20 protein-coding genes are annotated in these 24,449 nt (G+C 71.7%); 9 read left to right on the forward strand and 11 right to left on the reverse strand.

The window, feature by feature from the left end; all coding sequences use genetic code 11:
* From ACFRCG_RS14295 to ACFRCG_RS14320, 6 genes are all read right to left on the reverse strand, one after another.
* Positions 1-975, reverse strand: a complete 975-nt coding sequence (locus ACFRCG_RS14295; protein WP_380031366.1) for a carbohydrate ABC transporter permease — start codon at positions 973-975, stop codon at positions 1-3.
* Positions 976-977: 2 nt separating this feature from the next.
* Positions 978-1,883, reverse strand: a complete 906-nt coding sequence (locus tag ACFRCG_RS14300; protein WP_126635752.1) for a carbohydrate ABC transporter permease — start codon at positions 1,881-1,883, stop codon at positions 978-980.
* 81 nt (positions 1,884-1,964) lie between these two features.
* The gene (locus ACFRCG_RS14305; protein ID WP_379998272.1) at positions 1,965-3,224 is read right to left on the reverse strand and encodes an ABC transporter substrate-binding protein; all 1,260 of its coding nucleotides are present in this window, start codon (positions 3,222-3,224) and stop codon (positions 1,965-1,967) included.
* 100 nt (positions 3,225-3,324) lie between these two features.
* On the reverse strand, positions 3,325-4,635 hold the full coding sequence (locus tag ACFRCG_RS14310; RefSeq protein ID WP_380031369.1) for a Gfo/Idh/MocA family protein: 1,311 nt from the start codon (positions 4,633-4,635) through the stop codon (positions 3,325-3,327).
* A gap of 62 nt (positions 4,636-4,697) precedes the next feature.
* Entirely contained in the window at positions 4,698-6,500 is a 1,803-nt protein-coding gene (locus tag ACFRCG_RS14315) for a peptidase C14 (protein WP_380031539.1), read from the reverse strand.
* 740 nt (positions 6,501-7,240) lie between these two features.
* The gene (locus ACFRCG_RS14320) at positions 7,241-8,074 is read right to left on the reverse strand and encodes an IclR family transcriptional regulator (protein ID WP_379998278.1); all 834 of its coding nucleotides are present in this window, start codon (positions 8,072-8,074) and stop codon (positions 7,241-7,243) included.
* Between the two features lie 204 nt (positions 8,075-8,278).
* Between ACFRCG_RS14320 and ACFRCG_RS14325 the strand changes: the two genes are divergently transcribed.
* The 7 genes from ACFRCG_RS14325 (at position 8,279) to ACFRCG_RS14355 (ending at position 16,769) form a co-directional block, all read left to right on the forward strand.
* Entirely contained in the window at positions 8,279-9,652 is a 1,374-nt protein-coding gene (locus ACFRCG_RS14325) for an aspartate aminotransferase family protein (RefSeq protein ID WP_380031371.1), read from the forward strand.
* The gene (locus ACFRCG_RS14330) at positions 9,652-10,842 is read left to right on the forward strand and encodes a mandelate racemase/muconate lactonizing enzyme family protein (protein WP_380031373.1); all 1,191 of its coding nucleotides are present in this window, start codon (positions 9,652-9,654) and stop codon (positions 10,840-10,842) included. Before ACFRCG_RS14325 ends, ACFRCG_RS14330 begins: the two co-directional genes overlap by 1 nt.
* Complete coding sequence (locus ACFRCG_RS14335; RefSeq protein ID WP_380031375.1) at positions 10,839-11,705, forward strand: amidohydrolase family protein; 867 nt, start codon at positions 10,839-10,841, stop codon at positions 11,703-11,705. Before ACFRCG_RS14330 ends, ACFRCG_RS14335 begins: the two co-directional genes overlap by 4 nt.
* Complete coding sequence (locus ACFRCG_RS14340; RefSeq protein ID WP_380031377.1) at positions 11,702-12,535, forward strand: SDR family NAD(P)-dependent oxidoreductase; 834 nt, start codon at positions 11,702-11,704, stop codon at positions 12,533-12,535. Before ACFRCG_RS14335 ends, ACFRCG_RS14340 begins: the two co-directional genes overlap by 4 nt.
* A gap of 247 nt (positions 12,536-12,782) precedes the next feature.
* On the forward strand, positions 12,783-14,804 hold the full coding sequence (locus ACFRCG_RS14345; protein ID WP_380031379.1) for a peptidase C14: 2,022 nt from the start codon (positions 12,783-12,785) through the stop codon (positions 14,802-14,804).
* A gap of 1 nt (position 14,805) precedes the next feature.
* Positions 14,806-15,714, forward strand: coding sequence for a GNAT family N-acetyltransferase (locus tag ACFRCG_RS14350; protein ID WP_380031381.1), 909 nt, complete (start codon positions 14,806-14,808; stop codon positions 15,712-15,714).
* Positions 15,714-16,769 carry a lactonase family protein gene (locus ACFRCG_RS14355; RefSeq protein WP_380031383.1) on the forward strand — a complete coding sequence of 352 codons (1,056 nt, stop codon included), beginning with the start codon at positions 15,714-15,716 and terminating at the stop codon, positions 16,767-16,769. The genes ACFRCG_RS14350 and ACFRCG_RS14355 overlap by 1 nt, the downstream gene beginning before the upstream one ends.
* Here ACFRCG_RS14355 and ACFRCG_RS14360 read toward each other — a convergent pair.
* Positions 16,729-17,604: an NAD(P)-dependent oxidoreductase gene (locus ACFRCG_RS14360; protein WP_380031385.1), complete on the reverse strand. Its 876-nt coding sequence runs from the start codon at positions 17,602-17,604 to the stop codon at positions 16,729-16,731. The genes ACFRCG_RS14355 and ACFRCG_RS14360 overlap by 41 nt on opposite strands.
* 119 nt (positions 17,605-17,723) lie before the next feature.
* Between ACFRCG_RS14360 and ACFRCG_RS14365 the strand changes: the two genes are divergently transcribed.
* Complete coding sequence (locus ACFRCG_RS14365) at positions 17,724-18,365, forward strand: TetR/AcrR family transcriptional regulator (RefSeq protein ID WP_380031387.1); 642 nt, start codon at positions 17,724-17,726, stop codon at positions 18,363-18,365.
* A gap of 9 nt (positions 18,366-18,374) precedes the next feature.
* On the opposite strand, the gene ACFRCG_RS14370 is transcribed toward ACFRCG_RS14365, so the two are convergent.
* The 4 genes from ACFRCG_RS14370 to ACFRCG_RS14385 all read right to left on the reverse strand — a co-directional run bounded on the left by ACFRCG_RS14370 (position 18,375) and on the right by ACFRCG_RS14385 (position 22,663).
* Positions 18,375-19,043 carry a response regulator gene (locus ACFRCG_RS14370; protein WP_380031389.1) on the reverse strand — a complete coding sequence of 223 codons (669 nt, stop codon included), beginning with the start codon at positions 19,041-19,043 and terminating at the stop codon, positions 18,375-18,377.
* Positions 19,044-19,113: 70 nt separating this feature from the next.
* Complete coding sequence (locus ACFRCG_RS14375; RefSeq protein WP_380031391.1) at positions 19,114-20,490, reverse strand: sensor histidine kinase; 1,377 nt, start codon at positions 20,488-20,490, stop codon at positions 19,114-19,116.
* A 60-nt stretch (positions 20,491-20,550) separates the two neighbouring features.
* Entirely contained in the window at positions 20,551-21,699 is a 1,149-nt protein-coding gene (locus ACFRCG_RS14380) for an acyltransferase (protein WP_380031393.1), read from the reverse strand.
* Positions 21,692-22,663, reverse strand: coding sequence for an alpha/beta hydrolase (locus tag ACFRCG_RS14385; RefSeq protein WP_380031395.1), 972 nt, complete (start codon positions 22,661-22,663; stop codon positions 21,692-21,694). Before ACFRCG_RS14385 ends, ACFRCG_RS14380 begins: the two co-directional genes overlap by 8 nt.
* A gap of 246 nt (positions 22,664-22,909) precedes the next feature.
* On the opposite strand from ACFRCG_RS14385, the gene ACFRCG_RS14390 reads away from it, so the two are divergent.
* Positions 22,910-24,418, forward strand: coding sequence for a sensor histidine kinase (locus tag ACFRCG_RS14390; RefSeq protein ID WP_380031397.1), 1,509 nt, complete (start codon positions 22,910-22,912; stop codon positions 24,416-24,418).
* The last annotated feature ends 31 nt before the right edge of the window (positions 24,419-24,449 follow it).

Raw genomic sequence — 24,449 nt, forward strand, 5'->3', positions numbered from 1 at the left:
TCAGCCCTTGATTCCGGTTGCGGCCACGCCCTCGGTGACGTAGCGCTGGCCCACCAGGTAGGCCATGAAGATGGGAACAAACGCGACCACCGAGCCCGCGAGGACCACGTTGAGCGGCACGTTCTGTTGTTGCAGCGAGGCGATGCCGACGGTGAGCGTGCGCATGTCCGTGCTCTGCCCGACGATCAGCGGCCACAGGAAGTCGTTCCAGTGCCACAGGAAGACGAACGTGCCGAGCGTGGCCATGATCGGCTTGATCAGCGGCAGCACGATCCGGACGAAGATCTGGAACTCGGAGGCGCCGTCGATCTTCGCCGCCTCGAACAGCTCGTCCGGCAGGCCCTGGATGAACTGCCGCATCAGGAACACCGCCTGCGCGTTGGCCAGCGACGGCAGGATCAGACCCCAGTAGGTGTCGACGCCGTTCATCTTCGCGATCAGGACGAACGTCGGGATCATCGTCACGTGGTACGGGACCATGACCATCGACAGGAACGACCAGAACATCGCCTCGCGGCCGGGGAAACGCTTCTTGGCGAACGCGTAGCCGGCCAGCGCGGAGAGCAGCAGCGTGCCGAGCACGCCGACGATCGAGTAGATGAGCGTGTTGATCAGCCACTGGGGCACGTCCTGCGAGCCGAGCACGTCGCTGTACGCGCTCGTGGTCAGGTTCCACGGCAGCAGGCTGCCCGGGAACTCGACCGCGCCGGACGGCTTCAGGGACAACACGACCATCGCGTAGAACGGGAAGATCGTGGCCAGCGCCACCACGCCGAGCAGCACGCCTCGCAGTACCTTGCCGCGCCGGGTGCCGCGCAGCGCGTAGGGCACGGTGTCCTGTTCGCGTCCCGCGCCGAAGCGCTCGCGCCGGCGCAACCCGAGCCGCGAGCGCGGGGGTTCGCCCCGCACCGCCGGCACCGACGGCGACTCGGTCACCGTGTGGGCCTCGTGGGTGCCACGTGTATCCAGGGACATGGTCACTTCTCCTTCCCGATCACCAGGCGCTGGATGACCGCGACGATGAGCGTCAGTACGAACAGGGCCAGGCCGATCGCACTGGCGTAGCCGAGATCGAAGTACTTGAAGCCGGCGTCGTAGAGCTGGAAGACCAGCGTGTAGCTGGCGTTCGCCGGACCACCGCCGGTCATCACGTACACCGCGTCGAACACCTGGAAGCTGGCCGTGGTCTCGATCACGGCCAGGAAGAACAGCGCGGGCTTCAGGCTCGGCAGGATGATGTACCGAAAGCGCTGCCAGGGGCCGGCGCCGTCGGTGAGCGCGGCCTCCTCCAGCTCGCGCGGCACGTTCTGCAGGCTCGCCAGCAGGATCAGCATGCCGTAGCCGAACCGCGACCAGATGCCCACGATGGCCAATGCCGGCACCACGAACACGTCGTCGGCCAGCCAGGATCCGGTGTGTCCGCCGACCCAACCCATCACCGTCGACCACGGGCCGTCGGTGGAGAAGATCCAGATGAACACCGTGGAGGCGAGCACCAGGCTGGTGACCACCGGCAGGAAGAAGATCGAGCGGAACAGCTTGGATCCGCGGAACGCGCGCCGGGTCAGCAGGGCCAGACCCATCGCGGCGACGATCGTGCCGGGCACGGTGATCACCGTGTAGAGCACGGTGACCTTGAGCGAGGACCAGAAGACCGGGTCGTCCCACAGCCGGGTGAAGTTGTCGAGGCCGGTGAACGTCGGCGAGTCCATCAGCGAGTAGTCGGTGAAGCCGAGCAGCACGCCGGCGATGCTGGGGCCGAAGCGGAACAGCACGAACAGCACGAAGGCGGGCAGGACGAACAGCAGCCCGATCCGGGCCTCGCGGCGTGCGTGCGGCCCGCGTCGGCGGAGCCTGCGGGGTTGTTCCGCGACTGCGGCCACGGGGACCTCCTGGGGCTGGGAAGGCGGATGGAACAACGGGAGGGTGGGCGGCCCGCGCGGGGGGCGGGCCGCCCGTTCGGGTCAGCGCGCGAGCAGCGCGTTCGCCGCCTTGGCCGCGTCGTTCAGCGCGTCCTTGGGGCTCTTGTTGCCGATCAGCGCGGCCTGGATCTCCGGCGCGAGCACGCCCATCACGTCCCGCGACTTCTCCTTGAGCGGGCCGGAGCTCATCACGTCGAGCGTCTTGGCCACGTCCGCCTGGAGCGCGTCGCCCGGGTACGGATCGGCGGCCGAGGTGCGGGCCGGGAAGTAGCCGTTGGACTTGACCAGGGCCAGACTGTTCTCCGGCTTGGACACGAACGAGATCCACTTGCCCGCGGCGTCCTTGTTGGCGCCCTTGAGCATCGCGAACGAGCCGACCGTGCCGTAGCCCGCCGACTTGGCGTCCTTGAGCGGGGGCTTGACCACGATGTTGTCCTTGCCCCAGAACTTCTCCACGTCGGCCGGGGTGTTCTGCCAGGTGCAGGCGACCTTGCCCTTGGCCACCGGGGTCTGCTCCAGCTTGGGCGTGGTGGTGACCTGGTCCTTGTCCGTGTAGCCCTTCTCCACCAGGGTCTTGAGGTAGGTCAGCGCCTTGACGCCGGCCTCGGAGTTGAACGCGACCGACTTGCCGTCGGCGGCGAACACGTCGCCGCCCGCCTGCCAGAGCATCGGGTACCAGGTCAGGTTCAGCGTCTGCTGGGTGTCGCCGCTGTAGCTGGTCGCCTGGTAGCCCTTCTCCTTCAGCTTCGGCGCCAGGTTGAGCAGGTCGTCCCACGTGCTCGGGTAGTTCGTCTCGCCGATCGCGGCGAACACCCGCTTGTCACAGATCAGCGGGTTGGCGCTCATCAGCAGCGGGGTGGCCATCGGCTTGCCGTCCACGCTCACCGAGTCCAGCGCGGCCTTGCGGAAGTCGGCCTTGTCGGCGGGCGGCATGTAGTCGTCGGCGGGCACCAGGCTGCGCGCGTACTTGGGCAGCTGGTCCGGCACCAGGTAGACCACGTCCGGGCCCTTGTTGGCCGCGATGGCCGTGGCGAGCGCGGTGTCCCGGTTGGCCCAGGGGTAGGTCTCGACCTTGACCTTGTAGCCCGGGTTGGCCTTGCTGAACGCGTCGCTCAGACCGGCCCAGTACTCCTTGTTCTTCGCCTCGTCGGCGATCACCGGGTACATCCAGGTGGTGACGGTCTTGCCGCCCGAACCGGGGCCGGACGAGCCGCCGCAGGCGGCCAGGCTCACGGTGAGGGCGGTGGCGAGCACCGGGAGGGCGATCATGCGGGCGGTGCGCGGGCGGATGGTTCTTCTCATGGGGATCGCGTCTCCTGACAGCGAGATGTGACGGGGTGTCAGTTCTGGGGGCCGGGCCGGCGAGGTCGAGGCGGCGGGGTCTCTCGTCCCGCGCGGGCGCTCAACTCCGCGGCACGGTCTCGGTGTTGCCGCCGAGTCGGGAGCGTTCGACGGCGAAGGCGGCGAGGTGGCTGCCGAGCGAGTCGGCGCCGTTGGAGCGGATGTGCGCGGGATCGCCGGTGGCGAGCGCCGTGACGAACGCGTCGATCAGCGCGGTGTCCCCGCCGCCGTGTCCGTCCGCCGCGTTCGACCCGGACGCGCCCGCGTCGTGGGTGACCACCCGGTCGTCGGCGAAGGTGTGCACGGTGACCTTCTCTCCGTCGCCGCGCAGCCAGCCGTGGCTGCCGAAGATCCGTACCTGCCGGTGCGTCTGCTCGGTGAACGCGGTCATCGTGAAGGTCGCGGTGATGCCGCCGGACAGCCGCATGGCCACCACCTGGTGGTCCACCACGTCGTTGTCGCAGTGGTAGACACAGCGCCCGTACGGCCCTTCGCGCAGTGCCCGGACCAACTCCGCCTGATCCTCGGGCCCGTGCGCGGCGTCGGTGACGTGGTTGATCGGCCAGGCGTCGCCGCTCTCGCGCAGCGCCGGGAAGTACAACTTCGGTCCGGAGTAGGGGCAGTCCGGCTCCACCGCGCAGTCCAGGCAGTTGCGGGCCGAGCCCGCCGGCGCGTTCTCCGGCTTGAAGTGGGCGAGGCCGCCGAAGCTCGCCACCGTCTCGATCCGGGCGCCGGTGACGTATCCGATCCAGTCCAGGTCGTGCGAGGACTTGGCCAGGATCATCGGCGACGAATCGGCCTCGCGGCTCCACGGGCCGCGCACGTAGCTGTGCGCGTAGTGCCACCAGCCGACCGGCTCCAGCAGGTCCAGGCTGACGATCGAGCCGAGCACGCCGGAGTCCAGGACCCCCTTCACCAGGTCGGTGTAGGGGGTGTACCGGAGCACGTGGCACACCGCGAACGGCACGCCGGCCGCGGTCACGCCGTCGAGGATGCGCCGGCAGTCCGCCTCGGTGGCGGCCATCGGCTTCTCGGTGAGGATCGCGTAGCCGGCCTCGGCCAACGCCAGGATCGGCTCGACGTGTTCGCGGTCCTGGGTGGCCACGATCACCGCGTCCGCGATGCGCTCGTCGAGCAGCGGTCGCCAGTCCTCGAACTGCGTGCTCGCCCCGGACGCGGTCCGGGCCGAGGCGCGCGGGTCGGCCACCGCGACCAGTTCGGCGCGGTCGGGGTGCCGGCGGATCCAATCGGTGTAGGTCAGACCCCGGTTGCCCGCGCCGACCAGCGCGAACCGTACGGGTCGGTCGGTGATGGCCGGTCGGTCGGTGCGGGCCGGCGTGGCGGTGTTCGTGGTCGAACCGGTGGCGGTCATGGTGCTTCCCGTGGTGCGAGGGCGGTGCGGATACGAGGGTGCTGCGGGCCCGTACGGGCGGGTCAGATCAGCTGGTTGCCTACGGTGTGCGCGACGCGCGGGCCCTCGTCGGGCATCGCGGTACGGGTGACGCCGTCCTCCACGCAGCCGCTGTGCAGCAGCGCGCCGGCCCCGCCGAAGGCCGCGCCGGCCAGTTCGAGTCGGCCGCCGGCGAAGGTGTTGCCCGCCGCGCGGTAGCGGTTGGTGCCCTCGCCGATCAGCACGTGTGCGGTGGCCGCGTCGGCGGCGCTCGACACGCAGCCGTCCAACTGCCAGCGGACCGTGCGGGCACCGCCGGTGCGCGAGAGCAGTGCACGGGCCGCGTTGGTGCCGCCGAGCCGGGTGCGCGACAACGCCACGCTTTGTTCGCCGGTGCCCGCCAACCGCAGCCCGGTGTCCCGCAGTTCACCGCCGGACACGGCCAGCGCGGCACCGGTGACGGTGACCGGCGCGGCGTTCGGCGCGCCGATCAGGGTGCACTCGGTGAGGACGAGTCGACCGGCGTTGCGCAGCGCCGCGTTGTCCAGTCCCTTGAGCGTGACCCGTTCCAGGTGCAGGTCGCCGGTCACGTTCGCCTGGGTGATCTCGGCGTCCTTGGCCAGGGTGAACGTGGAGTCGGCGATCACGTTGGCGCGTTGCGACCGGTTGGAGGCCTGCGAGACGATCAGCGGCCCCGACGCGGTGCAGCCGCGGATCTGTACGCCGTCCGCGTTGACCCAGAGCATCCCGGAGCCGGACAGCGCGGGTTTGCCGATCACCTGCATGTCCTCCAGGGTCAGATCGGTGATCTTCACCCGGGCCACGAACCACGAGCACACGTGCTTGCGGACGGTGATGCGTTTGGCCACCGACCCCCACGCGGCACCGGAGTTGGCGAAGGTCATCAGGCCGGAGTTGCCGGTGTAGACGAGGTCGTGCTCGAACTGACCGTGTGTCACGAACGGGCCCTGGTCGTCGCCGTCGCCGTGACAGTTCGTCACGTAGCAGTAGGCGGAGGCGGTCAGGTCGTTGAGGTGCCGGCTGTTCGCCACGTGGCAGTCCTCGACGTGCCCGTACAGGCAGTAGATCTGCTGGGTGAGATAGCCGGCGCCGCCCCAGGTCACGCTCGCCGGGTTGCGCAGCGAGCAGGCGCGGGTGCGGTAGTGGGTGCACCAGCGGCGCATGATCACCGGCCAGAACGTGCCGACCGCGTCGACGTGTTCGACGTCGCAGTTGGTCGTGTACTCGTAGGCGATCGGGTGCGATCCGGTGTACTGGTCGCCGTCGGCGATGCCCTCGAAGACCATGTTGCGCACGTGCGCCCGGTCCACCGGTTCGATCCGGGTCCAGGTGAAGGTGCGGCCGGCGGCGAGGTCCCAGCCGATCTTGTAGCCGACCCGGATGTGCGTGGCGTCGACGAGTTGGGTGATCTCGACCAGGCGCTGCACCTCCTGCTCGTACTTGCCCTTGCCGGGCTCGGGATCGATGGTGACCGCCCACCAGTCGCCGACCTTGAACGCCGCGCTGTCCGGCACCTCGAAGACGTCCGCGAGGTCCGGCATCGGCTGGGACAGTTTGGCCTTGACCACGGTGTCGGTGACCTTGCCCTTGAAGTACAGGACGGCGCCGAACGGGTTGTCGTGGGTGTTCTTCTCGATGCCGGTGGTGCGCACGGTGTGGCCGCCGAAGTCGAGCACGATGCGCGAGCGGGCGAAGGTGTGGCGTTTGACGAAGAGCAGGTCGCTGTGCGCCTCGACGCGGTGGATGTACGGATCGTTGACCATCGCGTCCAGCGCGGCATCCGCCGCGACCTTGTCGTCCAGGATGCCGAACCGGCGGAAGTCCATCACCCCGTCGTGCACCTGGATCCACCGGCCGTCCCGGCCCGCGGCGGGATCGGCGAGCACGGTGCCGCCGTTGACCGCCAGCCTCGACCGCGGATCCCAGCGCACCACCATCCCACCACCGTCACCCGCCGCGTGATAGCCGGCCACCAGCACCATCGCGTCGGCCTCGAGCGGCCTGACGTTCATCCGCAACAACGCGGCCACGTTCGGCACACTCATCGACACATCACGCGAACCGACACCATGCCGGTCGTCGTCCGACGACGCCGACGCCGAACCCACCGCAGCGGTACCGGCAAGCAACAACCCGCCGAGACCGCCGGCGGCGAGCAGCCGCCGGCGCGACGACCCGGGAGCGGGAGCCGACGGCGTGGCGGTGGAGGTGGAGGTGGAGGGAGTGGGGGACGTGCTCATCGGGGAACCTCGGCCTTCGACGGAGGATGCTTCCCGTGGCGCGTGCCGATGACGTCGTTTCCCGACCGGGGAGGGAAACGCGCGGCGGATGGCAGGGGGTGGGCTGCGGGGCCGTGGTGACGGACCGTCAACCCGGGGCCGGCGATCGGGCACGATTCGTGGCAGCGAACGTGCGGGCCCTGATGAGTCCAGGAACGTAGGCCCGGACATCGATCCTGGTCAAGCCCTCCTGGCCGACTTTCATCGTCCGTAATCGCGGGAACACGAAGGGGTCGCGACGGATTGTTCCGCCACGACCCCTTCGCCCGGTTGTTCACCCACCGGTTTCAGCCGGCGCCGATGTCGCCTTCGCCACTCTCCGTGCTGCCCAACTCGCGGCTGACCCGCAGCGCGCCGGCCCGCACCTGGCGGCCCAGTTCCTGGAATCGCCAGCCGGGCAGGTCGAGCTTGAGGCCGGTGATGCTGATCGCGCCCACACACTTGTCGCGGTGGTCGCGGACCGGGCTGCCGATGCAGAAGATCCCGTCCGCGTCCTCCTCGTCGTCGAGCGCGTAGCCGGTCGCCCGGACGTCGCGCAGGTGAGCGATCAGGGTCTCGGTGTCGGTGATCGTGTGCGAGGTGCGCCGGGGCAGCCCGGAGCGGTGGATCACCTCGCGCGCCTCGGCCTCGGGCAACGCGGACAGGATCGCCTTGCCCAGGCCGGTGCAGTGCGGCAGCTCCCGCACCCCCATGCGCAGGTCCAGGCGGACCCGCTGCTCTATGCCGACCTGGTCGACCACCACCGCGAGCCCGCCCTCGGGCACCGCGAAGCGGGCGGCCATGCCGGTCTGCCGGGTCAGCTCGGCCAGCACCGGGCGGGCCACGTCGCGCAGCGACACCTGGGCCTGGGCCCGGTCGCCGAGTCGGGCCAGGCCCATCCCGAGCCGGTAGCGCCGATTCATCCCCTCGCCGTCGTCGGATACGAGGCCGTAGCCGCGCAGGGTCTGGAGCAGTCCGAAGGTCGCGCTCTTCGAGATCCCGCAGGCCTGACCGACCTCCGTGACGCTCATGCCGTCCCCCGGACCACGTGCGGAGAGCACTTCGAGGATGTCCGCGGCCCGGGCGACGGACTTCACCCAGTACTTCGACTCCTCGACATTCTCGTTAACGCTGTTCGACATAGCAGAACACTTTACCGGTCCAGACCTCTTGACTGCTTTGTACATCCAAATGTAGAGTCCTGCACTGTTCGGCTCTGTCGAACAGTGTTCAGAAAACAAAAACGCATCACCTGCGACGCGTGCCGAAGGCGGATGGCGCCGGAGGTCCACGGCCTGGCAGGGCCGCGGACCCGTACGGTCACGAACGACGCAAGGAGCCCACCGATGAGTGTCGGCACAGCCGCCACCGACTCCCTTCCCGCCCGAGCCCTTCGGGTCATTCCGGGCGGGGTGAACAGCGGTCAGCGCCGGATCCCGGGCCTGACCGACCTGATCGTCACCGGCACGAGCGGGGCGAACTTCACCGACGCGGAGGGTCGCGTCTACACCGACTACCACTCCGCGTTCGGCCCGCCGCTGCTCGGCCACAACGACCCCGACGTACAGCGCGCGGTGGCCGAGGCCGCGACCCGCCTGGACCTGACCGGCGTCGCCGTCACCGAGGACGAGGTCACCCTCGCCGAGACCCTGGTCGAACTGGTCCCCTCCGTCGAGAAGGTGCTGCTCACCAGCACCGGCAGCGAGGCCACGTTCCACGCGCTGCGGGTCGCCCGCGCGGTGACCGGACGGCGACTGATCGTCAAGTTCCAGGGCTGCTACCACGGTTGGCACGACGCGGTCAGCCTGAACGTGATCTCCTCGCCCGAGGCGGTCGGCGCGCCCGACCCGATCTCCACCGGGATCCTGCCCGAGGTGCTGGCCGCCACCCTGGTCCTGCCGTTCAACGACCCGGCCGCGGTGCGCGCCACGTTCGCCGAGCACGGCGCGGACATCGCCGCGGTGATCCTGGAGCCGATCCCGCACAACGTCGGCTGCCTGCTGCCCGACGCCGAGTTCCTCACCACGCTGCGCGAACAGTGCACCGCACACGGCTCGGTGCTGGTCTTCGACGAGGTGATCACCGGCTTTCGGCACGACCTCGGCGGCTACCAGAAGATCGCCGGGATCACCCCCGACCTGACCACCTTCGGCAAGGCCATCGCCAACGGCGCCCCGGTCGGCGCGCTCGGCGGCCGGGCCGACCTGATGGAGCAGTTCAGCACCCGCCCCGGCGCGCCCGCGTTCTTCGCCGGCACCTACAACGGCCACCCGTGGGTGGTCGCCGCCGCCCTGGAGACGCTGCGCAAGCTGCGCGAGGAGCCGGTCCACGAGCATGTGTTCCGCCTCGGCGAGCGGGTGCGCACCGGCCTGGCCGCGATGTACACCCGGCTCGGCGTCCCCGCCGTGGTCACCGGCTACGGCTCGGTGTTCGTCACCTACTTCATGGCCGGCGGCGTACCGCGCAGCTACGACGACCTGCTCGCCAACGACGCGAACCTGTTCATCGGCTACCGCCGCCGACTACTCGAACACGGCGTGTTCGAACTGCCGTTGAACCTCAAGCGCAGCCACATCTCGTACGCGCACACCGACGCCGACGTGGACCACCTGATCGCCGCCACCGAACTGGCCGTGCGGGACGCGATCAAGGACGGCGGCATCGACGAACTCGCCGGCACCTCCACGATGGGCGGCGCGACCGAGGGGACGGCCCGCTGATGCTCGTCGTCGACCGCACCCGACCCACCGGACCCGCCGGCCGGATCACCCACGTCGAGACCCTGCTCCTGGGCACCGCGTGGCGCGACTTCGGCTACGTCCGTGTACACACCGACCAGGGCCTGTCCGGCGTCGGTGAGATCACCCACCCCTACCGGGTCGCCGAGACCGCCGCGCTGGCCGAGGCGATGGCGCGGCGGCACCTGATCGGCGCCGACCCGTTCGACACCGAGGAGATCTGGCTGCGCCTGTACCAGGGCGACTTCCTGCGCGGCGGCGACATCGGCGGCATCGTGCTCTCCGGCTTCGACCAGGCCATGCACGACCTGATGGGCAAGGCGCTGGGTGTGCCGGTGTACCGGCTCACCGGCGGCGCCTGCCGGGACAGGGTCCGGGTGTACGCGAACGGCTGGTACAACGGCGAGCGCGACCCGGCGGTGTTCGCGGCCAAGGCCAAGGAGACCGTGGCCAAGGGGTATTCGGCGCTCAAGTTCGACCCGTTCGGCGCCGGACTGCACGAGTTGTCCCGGACCGAACTGCGCCAGTCGGTCGAGTTGGTCGGCGCGGTCCGCGAGGCGATCGGGCCGGACGTGGACCTGTTCGTCGAGGGGCACGCGCGGTTCGCGATGACCACCGCCTCCGCACTGCTGCGGGCGCTGGAGCCGTTCGACATCGGCTGGTTGGAGGAGCCGATGCCCTGGACGCACATCGAGCGCTACGCGGAACTGCGCGCCCGCGCGCCGTTCCCGATCTCCGGCGGCGAACACTTCCACAACCGCTACGAGTACAAGCAGTTGTTCGCGACCAACGCGGTGGACATCATCCAGCCGGACCTGTCCATGGCCGGGGGCCTGACCGAGGTGCGCAAGCTGGCCGCGATCGCCGACACGCACGGCGTGATGGTCGCCCCGCACAACTCCAACTCCCCGCTGTGCACCACCGTTTCGGTGCACGCCGCGCTCGGGATCACCAACTTCAAGATCCTGGAGACCTTCGACGGCCTGCTGGAGTCGTACGTGTTCGACGCGGTGCGCGGCGCACTGCCGGTGACCGCCGACGGCCACGTGGAGATCCCCACCGCGCCCGGCTTCGGCGTCGAACTCGACGACGACGTGTTCGCCGAACACCCGCCGACGCACCGGTTCTGGAACATGTTCTCGGCCGGCTGGGAGAAGAGGAACCGCACATGACCTCCGCGCCGGCGGGCCCCGGCATCGTCGACGTGCACTCCCATCTGTTCCGGCAGTGTTGCGACTTCGACGACGCGTTCAAGGCCGAGTCGGCCCGCGCGCACGCGGGCGAGGTGGACCTGACCGTGCGCTGGGCCGACTACGCGGCGAGCAGCCCGGCGGACACCCGCACCATCGTGGTCGGCGGCAAGGCACGACGCAGCGGGTTGTGGGTCGAGGACAAGGCCGTGGCCGAGTATGTCGGCGCGCAGCCGGAGCGGCTGATCGGCTACCTGTCGATCGACCCGACCCAACCCGGCTGGCAGGACGAACTGCGGTTCGGACACCAGGAGTTGGGACTGCGCGGAATCAAGCTGATGCCGATGTACGCGGGCTTCGACCCGGGTGATCCGCAATACGACCCGCTGTTCGCCTACGCCGAGGACAACGGCCTGCCGATCCTGGTGCACACCGGGACCACGTTCGTCTCGGCGGCGCCGATCGCCTACGCGCAGCCGAGGTTGCTGGACCCGGTGGCGATCCGGCATCCGGAGCTGCGCATGGTGCTCGCGCATCTGGGCCATCCGTTCGAGGGCGAGTGCATCGCGGTGATCCGCAAGCACCCGCACCTGTACGCCGATCTCAGCGCGCTGCACTACCGGCCGTTCCAGCTGTGGCACAGCCTGCGGCTCGCCCAGGACTACGGGGTGCTGCACAAGCTGCTGTTCGGCAGCGACTACCCGTTCACCACGGTGGACGCGTCGGTGACCGGGCTGCGCGAGGTGGCCGCCGTGCCCGGGATCCCGGGTCTGCCGCCGCTGGACCGGGACGCGGTGGAGGCGATCATCTTCCGTGACGCGCTGCCCCTGCTGGGGTTGTCGTGACCGGCGGCGAGGCGGAACGCGCGGTGGACTTCGCGCTGACCGACCGCACCGCGCTGGTCACCGGCGCGGCCGGCGGCCTGGGTCGGGCGTTCGCGGTCGCGCTGGCCGGGGCGGGCGCCGACGTCGTGCTCACCGACCTGCCGGGCGTCGACCTGGAGCCGACCCGCGCGGCCGTCGAGGCGACCGGCCGCACCGCCCGGGTGATGCCGTTCGACCTGGCCGACACCGCCGGGCTGGCCGGCTTCGTGGACGAGGTGCGGGCCGCGGCCGGGCCGCTGCACATCCTGGTCAACAACGCGGGCACGGCCGCCCTGGAACGGTTCAACGAGATCTCCGTGGCGAGTTGGCGGCGGGTGCTCGCGGTGAACCTGGACGCGGTGTTCTTCCTGTCCCAGCGGGTCGCCGAGCACCAGATCGCGGACCGGGTCGCCGGCCGGATCATCGCGGTGACCTCGAAGAACGCCCACGTCGCCGAGGCCGGGTTGGCCCACTACAACGCGTCCAAGGCGGGCGTGGACCTGCTCGTACAGAGCCTGGCGGTCGAACTCGCCCCGCACGCGATCACGGTCAACGCCGTGGCGCCCGGCATGGTCGAGACACCCATCGACGGCGAATTCCCGCTGGACCGGGAGCCGTTCGAGGCCGCCTATCGGGAACGAATCCCGCTCGGCCGCTACGCCACCCCCGACGAGTGCGCCGGCGCGGTGGTCTTCCTGGCCTCGCCCGCCGCGTCCTACGTGACCGGCACCCGCATCGTCGTCGACGGCGGCGTGCTCGCGGACCAGATGCCGCGCATGCGCCACATGCCGCCGTACCGCAGCTCGCTCTGATCACAGGTGTGTGCCCGTCGGCCCGAAGAGGGCCGACGGGCCCGCACCCGACCCCACTTCGTGCACGGATCGAGAAAGTGAGCGGGACCCCATGTCCTCACTCGGTTCTTCCCCTTCGTCGTCCCGCCGCCGGCTGCTCGCCGCGGGCGGATTGGGCGGGTTGTTGCTTGCCGGTACCGCTGCGGTGGGTTCGGCGTCGGCGTCGTCGGACGACGACCGGCATGGTGTCGGTTCGCGTGATGTGTCGATGAGTGTGCCGAATGTGGCCGCGTTGTTGCGGATGAACGTCAGGCCGCTCGAGGCCGACGCGATGGTGCTGGTGGCCGGCTATCACGCGGCGGGTGACGGTGGTGGGATGGTGGTGCGCTGGGATCCGCGGTCGAGGCTGGCGGTCAACGGCGGCACCGTGCTCGCCGATCCCGCCGCGGGCCGGGACGGCCGGTGGATCCAGGTGCACGACGGGGTGATGGACTTCCGCCGGTTCGGCATCCTGGACGACAAGGTCGCGGCGGATGCCGCGCTGGACGCGATGGTCAACGATCCGTACATCCACCGCGTCGAGGCGCACAGCGACCTGCTCTTCGTCAAACGCCACACCTTCGCCCGCTCGCGCATCGTGCTCGACTTCGGCGGCCACACCGTGCGCACCACCGGCATCGAGAAGAACACCCACGACAACCCGTTCGGCGCCGTCCTGTACTTCAAGGGCAAGGTCACCGACACGGTCGTGAAATACAAGCTGCCCGAGACCGTCATCGAACTCACCGACGCCTTCCCGGTTCCCGACGCCGGCGCGTTCAAGGTCGGCGAGTGGTGGACGGTCGAGATCGACCCGATCGCCGGCGGCGGCACCTACGAGCGCGAATTGCAGAAGCTGGTCGAGATCACCCAGATCGTCGACGGCAAACACATCCGGGTCGACTACCTCAACGGGTGGGAACTGGCCGCCGGGCGCGGCATCACCTGGACCCGGGTGGAACCCGTGCGGCGCGCCGACGTCCGGAACATGGTGTTCTTCGGGGCCGGTGCCGGCGACGACGAGTACACCGGCTCGCACCCGATCGCGTACGAGTACGCGGTGCGCTGCGACGTCACCGGGATCGAGGCGACCGGCTCGTTCTGGCCGGTGGTCATGCGCCGTTGGTGCACCCACTTCGTCACCGCCCGCTCGTCGTTGAAGAACCCGCCGACGGTGATGTACGGCGGCGCGGGCTATCTGACCCAGCAGATCTACTGCCTCTACGGCCGGGTCGAGGACTGCGTCTCCAGCAACGCCCGACACCTGAACGACCTGACCGCGTCCGCCTACTGTCATGTCGTCAACTGTCACGGCGACGGCGACGACCAGGGCGGCAACCCGTTCACCACGCACGGCCAGTACGAGCACGACCTGCTCTTCGAGGGCAACTCCGGCCTGATGGACATCGCCAACTCGGGCGTGTTGTGGGGTACTTCGGCCAAGCGCATCACGGTGCGCGACCACACCTGCTCGTGGTTCGTCGCGGGTACGAAGATCACCGACCTGACCCTGGAGAACGTCCGGGTGATCCCACGTCCGACCTTCGACCCGGGCGGCACGCTCCAGGTCAACGCCGACGGCGTGCAGATGCGCGGCTGCGTGGCCCGCACGTTCGCGATCGGCCAGCGCTCGAACCGCTCGACCCGGCCGAACATCGTCGAGGGCTGCACGTTCGACCTGCCCGCGAAGCAGGTGCTGGTCCAGACGCCGGTGAGCAACACCGTGCACTTCCGGGACTGCCTGTTCACCGGCGTCGACGGCGCGATCCTGCGCGGCTCGGGCGAGGTCGACTTCGACTCCTGCACCCTCGTCGGCGCGGGGCCGACCGCCGCGCCCCTGGAGGTCGGCTCGGCCGTACTGCGCCTGACCGCGAGCACCCTGACCGACACCGGGATCCTGCTGTCGGCCGTCCGCGACCAGAACCTGCACGTGAGCGCCGGCACCCGGCTGACCGGCGGCAACGGCGCGGACGCGCTGTTGTCCCGGGGCGCCGGGGCGGGCGTGTTGCGCTGGCACCTGACCGGCGCGGCCTCGACCACCGACGGTGCGCACGTGCGCCTGGTGGGCGGGGTCAACCACTGGATGGCCGGCCAGACCCGGTTCACCGGCGGCCGGTTGGAGCTGCGCCCGGAGGCGTTCGGCGGCGCCTCCTCCGCGCTGCACACGGGTTGTGTCGAGGACGGGGTGACCCGGACCGCGATGCCGGCGGACGGCGCGCGGGTGGCCACGAGCGGGAACCTGGCGATCTGAGATGCGGCTGCGCCCGAGCACCACGGCCGACGAAACCGCGCTCCGCGCCCTGTGGGCGGTGGCCTTCCCGAACGCGCCCGATCTGCCCGCGCTGTACGCGCGCGACGCGGGCCGGCATCCGCGCACCCTGGTGGCCGCCGGCGACGACGGCGGGATCGACGCCGTCGTGCACTGGCAGCCCCGTCCGATCCGCAATCCGGCGGGCGGGGTGGACACGGTCGGCTGCGTCGGCAGCGTGGCCAGTGCGCCGCGGGCCCGTGGCCGGGGGTTGATCCGGCGGCTGCTCGGCCTGGCCGTCGACGACATGACGCGCCACGGTTGTGCGTGGTCGTTGATGTTCAGCGGCACGCCGGGGGTGTACACGGGATCCGGCTGGGAGACCTTCGCGGCCCCGTATCTGCGCGGCGTGGCCGGCCCCGAGGCGGCGTGGGGGGATCGTCGGGTGCGCCCGGCCGCCCCCGCCGACCTGCCCCGGATGGTCGCCACGCACGCCGCGTGGAACTCCGACCGGCCGCTGACCACGGTGCGTTCCGCGGCCGACTGGGCGCACCGCTTCCCGCACTGGTACGCGCCGCCGAGCCGGGTGCTGGTCACCGAGGAGGGGGACTACGTGGTGGTCCGGCCGGACACCGGCGACGTGCTCGAACTCGCGCTCGGCCCGGGCCGCCCGTACGCGCTGCCCGCGCTGTTGCGGGCGGCGGCGTGCGAACTCGGCGGCCCCGGCACGGTGGTGACGCTGCACGTGCCGATCGACGCGGCGCTGACCCGGGCGGTCGGCGCGGTACTCGCCGACCTGAGCACCGGGCACACCACGTTCGGGCTGGCCCGGCCGATCCAGAGCGACCGGGCCCGGGTGCGCGCCACGATCACCGCCCCCGGTGCGATCCACTGGCCGGCGGACGCGTTCTGATGAGCCGTCAGGATGCCGCGATGCCACCCGACTCGGCGAGAATTCACCCCGTGCCGCCGAGTCGGGTGCCGGTCCTGGTCGGCGGCGCCGGCACGCTGGTCTGCGCCGCCGACCCGGACACGGGCGTGCTGACCCCGGCCGGCCGGCCGGCCCCGGTCCGCACCGCGTACGCCGCCGCCCATCCACGTCTCGACCTGGTTTACGGCGTCGACGAGGCGCCGGTCGGCACGATCACCGTGATCGCGACGACCGACGGCGCCCGGATCCGGCAACAGGCCCCGTCGCACGGCGCGATCCCCTGCCATCTCGCGGTCTCCCCCGACGGCGGCCGACTGGTCACCGCCAACTACGGCAGCGGCGACCTGGTCGTACACCGGCTCGCCCCGGACGGCGCGCTCGCGGGTGTGGCCGCCTCCGTCCCACTGCCGGGGTCGGGCTCCGGCGTGGTCGCGAGCCGGCAATCCGCCGCGCATCCGCACCAGATCGTCTTCGCGGACACCGACACGTTCACCGTGGTCGACCTCGGCGGCGACGCGCTGCTGACCTACCGACTCGCCGACGACCGGCCGCAATTGCTCGCCACGCGGCCCGTGCCGCCCGGAACCGGCCCCCGGCACCTGTCCGGTCGCTGGCTGCTGGGCGAACTCGACCCGGTGATCCTGGCGTTGCCCGACCTCACCCGCCACCCGCTGGCCGCGCCCGGCCTGCCGTCCGCGATCGTCACCGCGCCCGACGGGGCCCACGTATACGCGGCCAACCGCGGCCCGGGCACCATCACCACCCTGGCCACCGGCGCCCCGCATACGATGTCCGACCTCCCCGTCGGCGGCGCCGCACCGCAGGACCTGGCCTTCGTCGGCCGGGTCCTGTACGCGGCCGTCCCCGACGCCGACGCGGTCACCGCGTTCGCCTGGACCCCGGGCACCGGCACACTGCGCCCCCTCGGCGTGGCGCTGCGCGTCCCGGATCCGCGCTGTGTCCTGCCGCTGCGCCGGGGCCTGCCGGCATCGCGGATCACCCCCGGCTCGACCGGAAGACCTCGGTCAGGCTGGTGAAGCTGTCCCCGGCGTGCCCGGCCGCGATCCCCCGGCGGAAGATCTCCAGGACCGCGGCCGGCAGTGCGGTGTCCACGCCCGAGTCGCGCGTGGTGTGCAGCACGTGCTCGACGCTCGCCACGCCCATCGCCAGGTTGTCCATGTCCCCGCGGTGGTCGTCCGCATCCAGGCGGGGCGCGCAGAAGGCGAGGAAATCCGGCACCGACGCGGCCGTCGAGGACGCGTACGGGAGGAACTCCTCGGCCGAGATGCCGTTCGCCCGGGCCACCGTCAGGGCGTGCGTCGCGCTGAGCATCGAGGTCCAGAAGATGTCCATCTGGAGCTGGTAGAGCAGCGCGGCCAGACCCGGGTCGGCGCCCCGGTAGTCGGTGCCGGTGAGTACGGCGAGCGTGTCCCGATGTGCCTCGAAGACGTCGGCGGGGCCGCTGTAGAAGGTCGACATCTCCGGCGACCCGATGCCCGAGGGCGGCGACTGCACCCCGCCGGTCAGCTGCCGGCCGCCGTGCCGATCCACCCACGCGGCCGCCTTGCGGGCCTGCTCCGGGGTGTCCGAGCTCAGATTGACCACCACCCGCCCGGCCAGCGCCGCGGCGACCGGTTCGAGCAGCGCGTACATCGCCGCGTAGTCGGTCAGGCTCAGCACCACCAGCTCGTTCGCGGCCAGCGCCGCCTCGATCGTGTCGGCCCGTACGGCCCCCTCGGCCACCAGCGCGTCGGCCCTGCTCGCCGTCCTGTTCCACACCGTCGTCGGGTGGCCGGCCGCCAGGAACGCGCGGGTCATCGCCTGCCCCATCGGACCGAGACCGATGACCGTGACCGCCTGCTTGTCGCCCATGAGTACTCCCGTTTTCGCGATATGAGCAAAGGGATGCCCGGACTAGAACGAACGCTCTATCCAGTGAGAGAAACGTAGCACTCCTCTGGAGCGAACGCTCTATTCGGTAGACTCGGCCCGTGCAGACCAAGACGCGGCAGAGCCGACCCGATCCGTCCGAGGCCGCCGGGGCGGCCCCGCTCGGCACCCGCGAGCGCATCGTGCGCACGGCGTCGCGGCTGATGCAGCGGCAGGGCTACGACGGCACCGGGATCAAGCAGATCTCCACCGAGGCCGGCGCCACGCTCGGCTCGATGTACCACTTCTTCCCGGGCGGCAAGCAGGAGTTGGCGGTCGCCGCGATCCGACACGGGGACGCGGAGTTCGTCGACATCCTGGGCGCCGTACTGGCGGCCGAGCCGGACCCGGGCGCGGCGATCCGCGCGCTCACCCGGAGTCTGGCCGAGGGGCTGCGCGCCTCCGACTGGGTCGACGGCTGTCCGGTCACCGCGACCGCGCTCGGCACGGCCGCCGGCCTGCCGGACATCCAGGCCGCCGCGGCCGAGGCGTTCGCGCACTGGCGGGAGGCGGTGCTCGCCAAGCTGATCGAGGCGGGCCTGGCCGAGACCGACGCGCGCGAACTCGCGCACACCGTGATCAGCACGCTGGAAGGCGCCGAACTGGCCGCCCAGGTGACCCGCAGCGAGGAGCCGCTGCTGCTCGCCGGCACCCACCTGACCCGGCTGATCGACACCTACCCGCGCACCACCGACGGCGGCTGAACCCCCGCGTCAGCGGCGCTCGCCCGCCCGCACCACGCCGTTCTCGTACGCGAACACCGCCGCCTGCGTGCGGTCGCGCAGGTTCAGCTTGGCCAACAGCCGGCTGACGTGCGTCTTGACCGTCTGCTCCCCGATCACCAACCGCGCGGCGATCTCCGCGTTGGACAACCCGTGGGCGATCAGCGACAACACCTCGGTCTCCCGCTCGGTGAGCTGCTCGACCCGCGCGCGCGGGCCGGCGCCCGGACCGCCGAGCCGGGCGAACTCGGCGATCAGCCGCCGGGTCACGGTCGGCGCGAGCAGCGCCTCACCGGCCGCCACCACCCTTACCGCGTCCGCGAGTTGCCGCGCCGACGCGTCCTTGAGCAGGAACCCACTCGCCCCCGCGCGCAGCGCCTCGTAGACGTACTCGTCCAGATCGAACGTGGTCAGCACCAGGACCCGGGTCGCGCAGTCGGGATCGGCGGTGATCTCGCGGGTGGCCGCGAGGCCGTCCAGGACCGGCATCCGTACATCCATCAGCACCACGTCCGGGCGCAGCGCCGCGACCTGTGCCACCGCGTCGCGTCCGTCCACCGCCTCGCCCGCGACCTCGATCCCGGGCTGGGCGCCGAGCAGGACCGAAAAGCCCTCGCGCACCAGCATCTGGTCGTCGGCGATCAGCACGCGGATGGCCATCGTGTCCCTACCGTTCGGTCGTGGTCGCGGTCCATGGCGGGTGTCTCGGCGCACCCACCGGTGGACGGCGTCATTGCCCGTCCGTCGGCAGGAAGACCTCGACGTGGTAGCCGCCCTCGGGAGTATGCCCGGCCTCGAGGGTGCCGCCGATCATCGCGGCCCGCTCGCGCATGCCCATCACGCCCTGCCCGGAGCCGTCACGCGCGGGCGGCGTCGGGTGCGGCGGCGGTTCGTTGTGTACGCGCAGGCCGAGTCCGGTCGGCACGTAGGCGACCTCGACCCGCACCCGCGCGCCGGAGGCGTGGCGCAGCGCGTTGCTCAGCGCCTCCTGGGCGATCCGGTACGCGGACAGGTCGACGCCCTGGGGCAGCGGGCGCGGGGCGCCGACGGTGACCCGCTCCACCGTCATCCCGGCCGCGCGCACGTTGTCGATCAGTTCGGGCAGTCGCTCCAGCGTCGGCAGCGGGGCGGGCCGCCCGTCCCGGTCCACCGCCACCGCTCCCTCGTCGTCGCTCTCGGTGCGCAACAGGCCCAGCACGCGGCGGAGTTCGGCCAGGGCGTCGACCGCGTTGGCCCGGATCGTGACGAAGCTGCGCACCAACTCAGGTGGCGGGTCGGCGACTCGGTACGGGGCCGCCTCGGCCTGGATCGCGATCACCGACATGTGGTGCGCGACCACGTCGTGCAACTCGCGGGCGATCCGCGCACGTTCCTCCAGGAGTGCGCTGCGCTCCCGCTCGGTGGCGGTCAGGTCGGACTGTACGGCGAGTTCGCGGCGCGCGTCGCTGCGGCCCCGGAAGGCGACCACGACGATCATCACGGTCGCGGTCAGCAGCGCCACGGCGGGCATCGTGTCCCAGCGCGACGGGTCGTCCTGCGCGTTGCGCACCAGCACCACGCCGAGCAGCGCGGTGCACACCCACGTCTCCAGCACGATCCGCACCGGGGTGTGGAAGGCGACATGGGCCATCACCACCACCTGGGCGACCACGCCGACCGCGCTCCACGGCCACTGCATGCCGCCGGCTCCGCCGGACCCGTCCGGCGTGGCGGCCAGCGCGCACACCGCGGTCGAGCCGAGCGACATCCACCAGGCCACGATCGGTCGTTGTGGCGCGAGCAGGATCGGTACCCCGGTGGCGAGGCCCAGGGCGAAGGCCGCCCCGCCGGACACGCCGGGATAGCCGGCGAACACCGCCCCCTGGATGCCCACGACGAGCACCACGGTGAGGTAGTGCAGGGCCAGGGCGACCGCGCGGCTGCTGAACGGGGCGGGCGGGCGCTCCGTGCGGACCCGGGCGTCGAACAGGTCGTCGCGCAGTGTGGTCAACCCCCGCCGCACCCGGCGGGCCGCGCCGGCCCGGCCGGTGGTCGAGGTCTCGGCGCCGCCCGCCCCATGCGCGACGTCGATGTCCGGCCCGCCCGATCCGCCTGCCTTCGTGCTCATCCACAGCAGGCTAGGGCCAGGCCCGGGGCCCGGCGTCCCCGGCTCGGTTGATCCGGGATGTCACTCTCGGGAGCTACGTGAGGCCGCCGAGGCGCCCCGCGATCGTTTGCCGGCGGCCTCCCACCGATGGAACACCGTCCACAACACGAGCAGCACGGCGGCGAACACCGGCATCCAGCCGATCCGCGCGGCCACCCACGGCAGTCCGTCGGGCGCGGTGCCCAGGCCGGGCAGTCCGCCGAGGGCGATGCCGACCGCGGTGGTCGCGAGCATCGCGCTCTGGTGCCACAGGAACACCGTCATCGCGGCCAGATTGGCCAGCGCCACCGCCGCCCACGTGCGCGGACGCCGGCTCAGCGCCCGGCGCAGCGGGGCCCGGACCAGCAGTGCCAGGCCGCACTGGGCGAGACCGAAGGCGACCGCCGCGAGGGTGGGCGGGTTGAGGTTGGAGATCGCCTGGCCCGGGACGCCGACCATGCTGACCGGATAGCCGCCCCAGCGGATCAGCGCGGCGCAGCCGAGCGCGCCCACCACCAGGAGCGGACCGCCCAGTCGCTCGATCCGGGCCCGATGCGGACCGGCCCAGAGCACCCCGAGGCCGTACGGGACCAGCCAGCCGGCGAGCACGTTGACCCAGCCGAGCGCGGCGGGCCCGTCGGCGCCGAACCTGGTCAGGTCCACCGCGGCGACCACGGCGAGCGCGAGCGGCGGTCCGGCCCGGCCGAGGCGGACCACCAGTGGGGTGAGCAGGGTCAGGCCCGCGTAGACGAGCACGAACCACAGCGGGGAGAGCACGAGCCTGCCGAGCGTGTAGAGGGTGTCGCCGGGCACGAAGTCGGCGAGCAGCGCGATGAGTACGGTCCACACCGCGAGCAGCGCGGCGATCGGTCGGCCGAGCCGGATCATCCGCCGCCGGGCCCACGTGCGCCGGCTCCTCGCGTGGGCGTACGAGCGTGCCCCGACGTACCCGCCGACCAGGAAGAACACCGCCAGCGGCTGGAGCAGCCAGGTGGCCGGGGCGAAGTCCGGCAGCCGGCGCAGCGGGCTGTCGGTCCGCCAGTGGTCGGCGCCGGCGGACACGCCCGTGACGATCCAGTGGCCGATGACCACGCCGAGGATGGCGAACGCCCGCAGACCGTCCACCTCCCGCTCGCGGTCGGCGGGGGTCGATTGCTCGATCCGGCGTACCAGCACGCCCGATTCAGCCATGGGTCACCTCCGTCGCGCGGCCTCGTACGATCAGCGCGAGGTTGGACAGGGCCCGCCCGCCGGGCCGCAGGTAGTCCGAGTGGCCACCGCCGCCGGCCGCGAAGTCGCGGGCGCCGAAGCCGCGCGAGGTCGGGTCCGCGCCGAAGCCGACGGTGGTGTCGAAGAACGGGATGCTGACGTGCGGCACCACGTCGATCCAGTCCGAGCCGCCGCGACCGGCCCAGACGCGGGCGCCGGTGCCCAGGTCGTCCCGGTCGTCGACACCCAGGCCGGGGCTGCCGAACACCGCGAGGTCGGCCACGTCGATCGTGGAGACCGCCCGCCCGCACACCACCGAGCCGTAGGAGTGGCACAGCAGTGACACCTGCGCGGCGGGCGCGATCGTGTACAACCCGGCGACGAAGCGGCGCAACTCGCGCGCGCCGGCCTCGGCCCGGCCGGTGGTCAGCACGTCGAGGCTGATCGTGTGCGGCGGGGAGTAGCCGAGCCAGGCGATCACCGCGACGCGGGCGGTGGGGTCCTGGGCGTGGATCTGCGCGTACAGGGCGCGGGCGCCGCCGCCGGGGGCCGAGTACGGCTTGTCGCCGCGCGTGTCGAAGTGGTCCAGGTCGGTGTCGGCGCCCGGCACCAGGACGGCGATCCGGTCGGCGGCGGCCAGGTCGCCGACCACCTCGACCGCGCGCACCCGGCCCGCGCGGCCGTCGAAGGACAGGAAGGTCCGGGCCGGGTCGGCCATCCGCGCCAGCTTGTCCGCCCGGCCGGTGTGTCCGGTGCCCCGGGCCAGCCCGGCCGCGTCGGCGATGGCCCGCTGGTTGGCGGTGTAGCGCTCGCCCAGGGTGGTCGCGGACATCGCCGGCAGCGTCGGCGGGGCCGCCGCGGCGGCCTCCGCCGCGCCCACGCCGGGTCCGGTCAGCCCGGCCGCCACCAGCACCGAGACCAGGCCCATTCGCAGCCGACCACGCATCTCCCGCTCCCGTCCTCGAAGTTCCGGACTCGAAGCTAGGAATCGGCGTCCGTAGCCCGCGTCGCGCCAGGGAGTGGACCCTGCGGGTAGCTCTGGGGGACTACATGGGTCACTCGCGTGGTCGGGAGTCGTCGGGGACGGTTCCGGGGCGGCCCGCACCGGGGGTGGATCGCGCCTCAGGTACCACGCGTGCTCTCCTCCGCTGGGCTGACGGCGCGCCGGGTGCGGCCGGCTACGGTGGCATCCGTGACTTTTCGCTCCGCCGCCGAGTCGATCCGCCGCCCGTTCCCCTCCTGGCCGCAGGCCCGACGCTCGTTCGCCTTCGACCTCACGGTGGCGATCGTGGTCGGGCCGCTGGTTCCCGCGATCGCCCTGGCGGTGCACCTGCACGAGTCGGGTGCGGACGTCGCGAACGCGTGGCTGACGTACGTGGCCCAGGTGATCGCCGGGTTGATCCTGATCGTCCGACGCCGGCATCCCGAGGTGTGCGTCGCGGTCATCGCGCCCACGCTGCTGCAGGGCCAGTCCTTCGGCGCCCTCTTGGCGGCCTACGCGGTCGCGGTCTACGTGAGCGACCGCCGGCGGATGTGGTTGTTGATCGGCGTCCTGTGCCTGGCCACGTGGCAGCCTTGGGATTGGCGGGATCTCGCCAACAACACCGGGAACACCTTCGGAACACTCACTCCCGCGTGCTACGGCCTCTACATCGCCTCACGCCGCCGGCTCATCGCGGCCCTCGGCGAGCGTGCCGAACGAGCCGAGCGTGAACAGGAGTTGCGTGCCGAACAGGCACGGGAGGAGGAGCGCAACCGGCTGGCCGGGGACATGCACGACATCGTCACGCACCGGGTGAGCCTGATGGTCCTCCAGGCGGGCGCGATGCGTTCCCGGGCGGTCGACGACGCGACCCGGCGGGCGGCGGAGGACCTGCGTTCGACCGGGTGTCAGGCGCTGGCCGAACTGCGCGATCTGGTCTCGGTGCTGCGCGCCGCGCGGGAGCGTGACGCGCGCGCCCCGGTGGAACCGGCGGTGCTGGACGCGTCGGCGCTGGTGGAGGAGTCGGCGGCGGCGGGGGTGGATGTGCGCCTGGAGGTGGAGGGTACGGCCCGGCCGGCCTCGCCGGTGGTGGTGCGCACCGCGTATCGGGTGGTCCAGGAGGCGCTGACGAATGTGCACAAGCACGCACCGGGTGCCTTCGTCCGGGTCCTGGTGCGGCACACCGACGACGAGTTGCGGATCACCGTGACGAACACCGCGCCCACCCGGCCGCCCGAGATCGAACTGGGCGCGGGTGGCACGGGATTGGTCGGGCTGCATCGGCGGATCGAGCTGACGGGGGGCACGTTCCGGGCGGGGCCGCGGGCGGATGGGGGCTTCGCGTTGGACGCGCGGTTGTCCGTGGGGGCCGGCGCGACGACGGCCGTGGATTCCGGTGCGCCGGGTGACCCGAACGAGCGGCCACGGGCCGAGACTTCGGCCGAAGCCGAAGCCGAAGCCGGAGACGGAGCCGAGCCCGGGGCCGCGTCCGTCGAGCCGCCGAGCGGGGTCGCGTGGGTGTCGCGCGCGCGTCCGGTACGCCCGGCTCGGGAGCGGTCGGGCCGGGATCGCTCGAAGGCGGGTCGGCCCGCGCCGGAGCACGTGGACCGCCCGGAGCACGCGGAGCGTTCGGGCCGTTCGGATCACCACGATCGCTCGGATTCCACCCCCGCGTCGACACCGGGAGTACTGACGGGATCACGCCCCGAAACCGGCTGATACCCGGAGGATCCGGCCGCGCCGGCTTCTC

Origin of the sequence: Embleya sp. NPDC056575 (genome assembly GCF_042793325.1) — a bacterium.
In the GTDB taxonomy this organism is placed as follows: Bacteria; Actinomycetota; Actinomycetes; order Streptomycetales; family Streptomycetaceae; genus Embleya.